At 40.1% G+C, this 681-nt stretch carries 1 pseudogene; it reads right to left on the bottom strand.

From position 1 onward, the window contains the following. Window positions 1-457: pseudogene (locus GSP01_RS14635) on the bottom strand (autotransporter adhesin family protein); the annotation flags it as partial. Window positions 458-681: the final 224 nt, after the last annotated feature.

The raw sequence follows: 681 nt of genomic DNA, 5'->3' as shown, positions 1-681 counted from the left end.
TGCCTCCTCCGCTGGCGATAATGGTATTCACCGAGCTTCCACCAGCACTCACTACTAAGGTAGCATTATTGGCAACAATTCCACCGCTAAGTTGTCCACCAGAGCGAACTTTATTGGTTCCACTGAGTATGGCACCACTAGCACCTTGATATACACCGCCATTGGCAACCGAAACGCTTGTAGTAATGCCTCCAGAACTAACAAAATAAGTTCCTCCAGATTGAATACTTCCTCCGGAAACTATTCCACCGCTTTCTACTACAATTTTTCCACCACTTTCAATGATCCAGTTATACTTACCGTCTGTTTCGGTAAGGACCCCTCCAGATCGAATGACGATCTCGCCATTATTTGTAACCGTCTGAAAACTCGCAGAACCTCCAGATGATATTATTTCTTGATAATCATCTACTGTAATATTAGATATAGACTGACCATTGCTAACAACTGTTGACACGATTAATTTCCTAGCAATTATTTTAGGTACAAAAAACGATACAATAAATTATAATTTATTGTATCGAGCTTGAGCATTGTTTCATTTTATAAAACCAAACATAATTTATCTTGATTTAGATCAAAAACACATAAATTTTTCTATTATCTGTCTAGGCTCAGGACTCATAGCCAGAAGCTGACGGTTGCTGCGAGGCAGACGGCTGAGAAGAAGACTGTCGGAGA

It is taken from the genome of Gluconobacter sphaericus NBRC 12467, assembly GCF_006539125.1.
Classification (GTDB): Bacteria; Pseudomonadota; Alphaproteobacteria; order Acetobacterales; family Acetobacteraceae; genus Gluconobacter; species Gluconobacter sphaericus.
The sequence above is the reverse complement of the archived record's forward strand: the minus strand, read 5'-3'. Positions and strand labels throughout refer to the sequence as shown.